The 477-nt window shown below is 52.8% G+C and carries 1 protein-coding gene; it reads left to right on the top strand.

Annotated features, from left to right (window positions below; genetic code table 11):
* The coding region (locus tag QVO51_RS10215; RefSeq protein ID WP_288168171.1) for a recombinase family protein at positions 1–477 on the top strand (477 nt) is incomplete at both ends.

Here is a 477-nt window from a genome sequence, read left to right on the forward strand (position 1 = left end):
TGCCTGAAATACATCCGCCTGCTGAAGGAGATCAATATTCCGGTTTTCTTTGAAAAGGAGTCAATCAACACGATGGACGCAAAAGGGGAAGTCCTGATAACCATTATGGCGTCACTCGCGCAGCAGGAATCGGAGTCGCTCAGCAAAAATACGAAAATGGGAATCCAGTACCGTTTCCAGCAGGGGAAAGTGCTGGTGAATGCCCGGAACTTCCTCGGATACGACAAGGACGAGGAGGGGCATCTGGTCATCAATCCTGCGGAGGCAGAGATCGTCAAGCGCATCTTCCGCGAGTATCTGGAGGGCGCAAGCTGCATGAAGATTGCCAGAGGACTGGAGCGTGACGGCATCCTGACCGCACGGGGCAATCCACGCTGGCACGACAGCACCGTCCGTAAGATACTGGAAAACGAAAAGTATATGGGTGACGCGCTCCTGCAAAAGACCTACACCATCGACTTCCTGAACAAGAAACGT

Origin of the sequence: Ruminococcus sp. CAG:379, from assembly GCF_000434255.1 — a bacterium.
Classification (GTDB): Bacteria; Bacillota; Clostridia; order Oscillospirales; family Ruminococcaceae; genus Ruminococcus_F; species Ruminococcus_F champanellensis.